Raw genomic sequence first — 5,175 nt, 5'->3', positions numbered from 1 at the left:
ACCGTGCTCCAAGCCGCCTGGGCGCAGCTGCTGATGGGGCTGACCGGCCAGCACGATGTCGCCTTCGGCGCCGTGGTCTCGGAGCGGCCGGCCGAGGTCCCCGGCGCGGACTCGATGGTGGGCCTGTTCATCAACACGGTGCCGGTGCGTGCGGCCATCACAGCGGCAACCACCACCACCACCGACCTGCTCGACCAACTGCAAAGCGCCCACAACCACACACTCGAGCACCAGCACCTAGGGCTCAGCGACATCCACCGCGTCACCGGTCACCCACGACTGTTCGACACCGTTTTCGTCTACGAAAACTACCCAACCGACACCGCCGCGTTGTCGGGCGACGACGGGCTGGCCATCACCGAGCTCACCAACCGCGACTACTACCACTACCCGCTTACGGTCCAAGCCGTGCCGGGCAGCCAACTGGGCCTTCACGTCCAATACCGCACCGACGTGTTCGACCCGGCCGGCATCGAAACACTGATCAAGCGATTCCAGCAGGTGTTGGTGGCCATGGCCACCGACCCGACACAGCCGTTGTCGTCAACGGACCTGCTGGACGGCGGTAAGCACGCCCGGCCCGATGCGTGGGCCAACCGAGCGCTGTTGACCCAACCCGCACCCACGCCGGTGACCGCACCCGAATACCACAACAACGGCGGTGGTGATCGCGCCCCGGCTACCCGGGTCGAGCAGATCCTGGCCGGCATCTACGCCCAGGTCCTGGGGATAGACCGCGTCGGGGTCGATGCGTCGTTTTTCGACCTGGGCGGGGATTCGCTTTCCGCGATGCGGGCGATCGCCGCGATCAACACAGCCCTCGATATCGAGCTTGGCGTGCCCACCCTATTCGACGCGCCGTCCGTTAGAAGCTTGAGCCAGCGGTTGAGCGAACAGGCCAACTCGGTAGGAGAACTTCCCGCCGTCAGCCCGGCCGGCGATCTGTAAGACCACGCCGACGACATCGAGGCCGAGCGAAAGCCAAGGGCGAAGGGATCTAGTTTTGAGTCCGTGCAACGGCTATGCAAATAAGGAAGACACCACCGAGGTGTACGCCTACTACCAGCTGCGGCACACATCCAGCTGACCGGCATTCACCCGAGCCGAAAGTCGGTAGTTTCAGTTGTACGTCGTGCGGCTGCTACCACATACGTGGCACCAGGCGATAGCGAACCTTCTGCGTGTACTCGTGATATCCGTCCAAATCTATTTGGAGCAGCTTTTCCTCGTCGCGGATGCGTGAGGCGAGCACGATTAGTCCAGGAACGACGAAGACGAGTCCCCAGTAGGAACCGAGTGCAAGCGGGATGCCGACCATCATGATCACATTGCCGGTGTACATGGGGTGGCGCACCAGCCCATACAGACCGGTGGAGACGACCGTCTGGCCTGCCTCCACCCGGACGGTTGCGGCCGCATAGCTGTTCTGAATGATCACCAGCGCCACCACACCCAGTCCAACGGCTACCAGAACATCACCAACCAAGCAGATTGCCGTTGGTACCGGCGACCAGCCAAAGCGATGGTCAAGGGCGCTGACCACGACCATTGCTGCCAGCGACAAGTACAAGCCGGCAATAACGACCTTCTGCGCCATTCGGGTCTCCGCTGTCGGCCCCCCACGCATCCGCCTCTGAAGCGCAACGGGGTTCGTACGCAGCAAGTAGATGCTGGGGATCCACGCCGAAAGGGCAACCACCACCAGAAAAACCCATGCTTGCCAGTAATTGAACGTGCCTGCCGGGAAAAACAGCATCAAGCCAAACACGACAAGCTCAACAAGACCGAATACCAACAACTTGGGAATGGTTTTCACCGATCCTCCTTCGTCGGTCCGGTACCGCACGCCAACAGCGCACATCGCGGCGCCGGATAACCGCTACTCCCAGCGTGTCAGTACCGCACCGATCGCCAGGAGCCACAACGGCGGCGCAGGACTGAAACTACCGCCGCCTACCCGGAGGATGTGCGCGAATGTGTCATTTGCCGCTAGCTACTTCGACCTGAAAAAGTCGGAGTTTTTCACGTCGAAGTAGCTAGGGGAGCACCTATTTGGCTCAGCGATCGTGATGGTGGCGTGTCGGCGGTCCTGTGACGTGGTTGCATTCGTCGGGACCGCGGTTGCGGGCGGCGGGTCCCGAGACGCCGAACGGACGGTTCTGTCGACGTCTGGCTCCCAGTGCGCTGGAGGCACGAATGATGGGCGAGGGAGGCGATCGAAAGATTCTGCAACCGAACACGTCTGTTTGCGCTTAGTATCGTGAACGGGTTCGGAGGTCAGCAATGTCGTTTGTGTTCGCAGCGCCAGACATCATTTCGGCAGCGGCGGCGGACGTGGCTGCCATCGGCTCGTCGCTCAACGCAGCACATGTGGCGGCGGCGGCCCCGACCAGCGGGTTGATTGCCGCCGCCGGTGACGAGGTGTCGGTGGCGATCGCGTCGGTGTTTTCCAGCGTCGGCAAGGAGTTTCAGGCGTTGGGCGCTCAGGCGGCGGCGCTTCACGCCCAGTTCGTGCAGGTCTTGACCGGGTCGGGGGGCGCATATGCGGCCACCGAGGCCGCCAGCACCTCCCCGTTGCGGGCCGCGCAGAGCGCGGTGGCGGCGGTCACTGCCTCGCCCGCTAAGGCCGTCCAGGCCGCGGTGGCGGCGGCCAATGCGCAGTCAGTGGTGACATTCGGGAGTCCTGTAGTCGGCAACGGCGCAAACGGGACAGCGACCAGCCCGAATGGCCAGCCCGGTGGGTTCCTGATCGGCAATGGCGGCAACGGCTACAGCTCCACCACCGCCGGCGTGGCCGGGGGCAACGGCGGGCAGTCCGGGCTGATCGGCAATGGCGGCAGCGGCGGAACCGGCGGGGCCGGTGCGGCCGGTGGCAACGGTGGGGCGGCGGGTTGGTTCGGCGCTGGCGGCAGCGGCGGGGCCGGCGGGGCCTCCACGACAGCGCTGGTGGTCGGCGGTAACGGCGGGGCCGGCGGGGTCGGGGGGTTTGTCCTCGGTAACGGCGGGGCCGGCGGGATCGGCGGGGCCGCGACCAGCGGGAATGGTGGTGTCGGCGGGGCCGGCGGTGGCGCCGGGTATCTCGGCACCCCCGGCACCGGCGGGGCCGGCGGTAACAGCGCGACCGGTACCGGCGGGGTGGGCGGGGCCGGCGGGGGCGGCGACGTGACCGGCGGCACCGGCGGGGTAGGCGGCAACGGCGTTGTCGGTGGTGTCGGCGGCGAGGGCGGTCCCGCGGTCAGCATCGGATACGGAAACGTCACCGGCGGCACCGGCGGAGCGGGCGGCGTCGGCACGACCACCGGCGGCGTGGGTGGCCAGGGCGGCGCCGCGGTTAATGGCTACTACCCTTTTAATCCGGCTGCGACTACCGCCACGGGTGGCGTCGGCGGCGTTGGCGGCGCCGGCCCCACAGGCGGAACCGGCGGCGTTGGCGGTCTTGCATACAACTTCAGCAGCAGCGGCTTGGCCGTCGGCGGCGTCGGCGGCGCCGGCGGCGCAACCGCGGGAACAGGTGTCGCGGCCGGCAACGGCGGGGTCGGTGGCAACGCCTTCGCAATCGTGGTAACCAATGCCAGCGGAGGGAGCGGCGGAGCCGCTGGGGCCACCACCGGCGGCGGCACCGCCGGTACCGCAGGCGGAAACGGCACCGCCGGACAGGCGTAGGGCCCTTTCCAGGGCTTTCGGGTCGCGCCCGTCGGAAGATCGCTCAAATCACCTCGGCGATGGTCGATGTCGCACGCCTCGTAGGCTGAAACCCCATGAACGTCCCCGCGCAGGCACCGATCGAGGTATCACCGCTGGCATGGCTGGACGCGGTCGCAAGGCAGCGCCGCGACGCCGGGCTGCGTCGCTCGCTGCGGCCGCGTCCGGTCGTCGCCACCGAACTGGATCTGGCGTCCAACGACTACCTCGGCCTTTCGCAGCATCCCGACGTCATCGAGGGTGGCGTCGCCGCGCTGCGGGTGTGGGGCGCCGGTGCCACCGGGTCCCGTCTGGTCACCGGCGACACCGAGTTGCATCAGCAATTCGAGTCCGAGCTGGCGGAATTCGTGGGCGCGCCCGCCGGTCTGTTGTTCTCCTCGGGGTACACGGCCAACCTCGGGGCCGTCGTGGCCTTGTCGGGCCCCGGATCGCTGCTGGTATCGGACGCCTATTCGCACGCGTCGCTGGTGGATGCGTGCCGCCTGTCGCGGGCGCGGGTGCTGGTGACGCCGCACCGCGACGTCGCCTCCGTGGAGGCGGCGCTGAAGTCACGCGACGAGGAGCGTGCCGTCGTCGTCACCGAGTCGGTGTTCAGCGCCGACGGCGCGCTGGCCCCGGTCCGGGACCTGCACGAGGTCTGCCGCCGCCACGGCGCGCTGCTCGTCGTCGACGAGGCGCACGGTCTCGGAGTGCGCGGGGGCGGGCGCGGGATGGTGCACGAGGCGGGGCTTTCTGGTGCGCCCGATGTAGTGGTGACGACGACGTTGTCCAAGGCGCTGGGCAGTCAGGGTGGCGCGGTTCTGGGGCCGGCGGCGGTGCGTGCGCACCTGATCGATACGGCGCGGACATTCATCTTCGACACCGGCCTGGCGCCGGCGGCGGTGGGTGCCGCGCGGGCCGCGCTGGAGGTGCTGCGGGCCGAGGCCTGGCGGCCCGACGCGGTGCTGCGCAACGCCCGCGAACTGTCCGCGATCTGCGGAACCAAGGGCGAGCCGCAGTCGGCGGTGGTGTCGGTGATCCTCGGCGATCCCGAAGTGGCGCTGGCGGCCGCCGTCGCGTGCCTGGACGCCGGGGTGAAGGTGGGTTGCTTCCGGCCCCCAACGGTGCCCGCCGGAACATCGCGGCTGCGGCTCACCGCCCGGGCGTCGCTGGACACCGCCGATCTGGAGATCGCTCGCCGGGTGTTGACCGACGTGCTAGCCGTGAGGCGCCGTTGACCGTCCTGGTCGTCACGGGCACCGGCACCGGGGTCGGCAAGACGGTCGTTACCGCGGCGCTGGCGTGTCATGCCCGTCAGGCCGGCATCGACGTGGCGGTGTGCAAACCGGTGCAGACCGGCACCGACGCCGGCGACGACGACCTCGTCGAGGTGGCCCGGCTCTCCGGGGTGACCGAGCTCGCCGGCCTGGCGCGGTATCCCCAGCCGCTGGCGCCGGTCGCCGCGGCCGCGCACGCCGGGACGGCCTTGCCCAC

General features: G+C 68.5%; 4 protein-coding genes and 1 pseudogene. 4 read left to right on the top strand and 1 reads right to left on the bottom strand.

The genetic code is table 11. The features are described 5' to 3' along the window. The coding region (locus ACLP9N_RS23640; protein ID WP_442409664.1) for a condensation domain-containing protein at window positions 1-948 on the top strand (948 nt) is incomplete at its 5' end. Window positions 949-1,141: 193 nt separating this feature from the next. Here the strand turns inward: ACLP9N_RS23640 and ACLP9N_RS23635 are convergent. Next, window positions 1,142-1,816 (bottom strand): methyltransferase family protein, encoded by a 675-nt coding sequence (locus ACLP9N_RS23635; protein WP_442409663.1) that lies wholly within the window; start codon window positions 1,814-1,816, stop codon window positions 1,142-1,144. 467 nt (window positions 1,817-2,283) lie between these two features. Here ACLP9N_RS23635 and ACLP9N_RS23630 point away from each other — a divergent pair. The 3 genes and pseudogenes from ACLP9N_RS23630 to ACLP9N_RS23620 form a co-directional block, all read left to right on the top strand. Then, a pseudogene (locus ACLP9N_RS23630) lies at window positions 2,284-3,111 on the top strand (PE family protein); the annotation flags it as partial. A gap of 647 nt (window positions 3,112-3,758) precedes the next feature. Continuing rightward, complete coding sequence (locus ACLP9N_RS23625) at window positions 3,759-4,919, top strand: 8-amino-7-oxononanoate synthase (protein WP_442409662.1); 1,161 nt, start codon at window positions 3,759-3,761, stop codon at window positions 4,917-4,919. Further along, on the top strand, window positions 4,916-5,175 hold a 260-nt coding region (locus ACLP9N_RS23620; RefSeq protein ID WP_442409661.1), incomplete at its 3' end, for an AAA family ATPase. The genes ACLP9N_RS23625 and ACLP9N_RS23620, both read left to right, overlap by 4 nt.

The organism is Mycobacterium sp. (genome assembly GCF_052144515.1).
Lineage (GTDB): Bacteria > Actinomycetota > Actinomycetes > Mycobacteriales > Mycobacteriaceae > Mycobacterium.
Note: the sequence above shows the minus strand (reverse complement) of the source record. Positions and strands in the feature narration are given on the sequence as shown.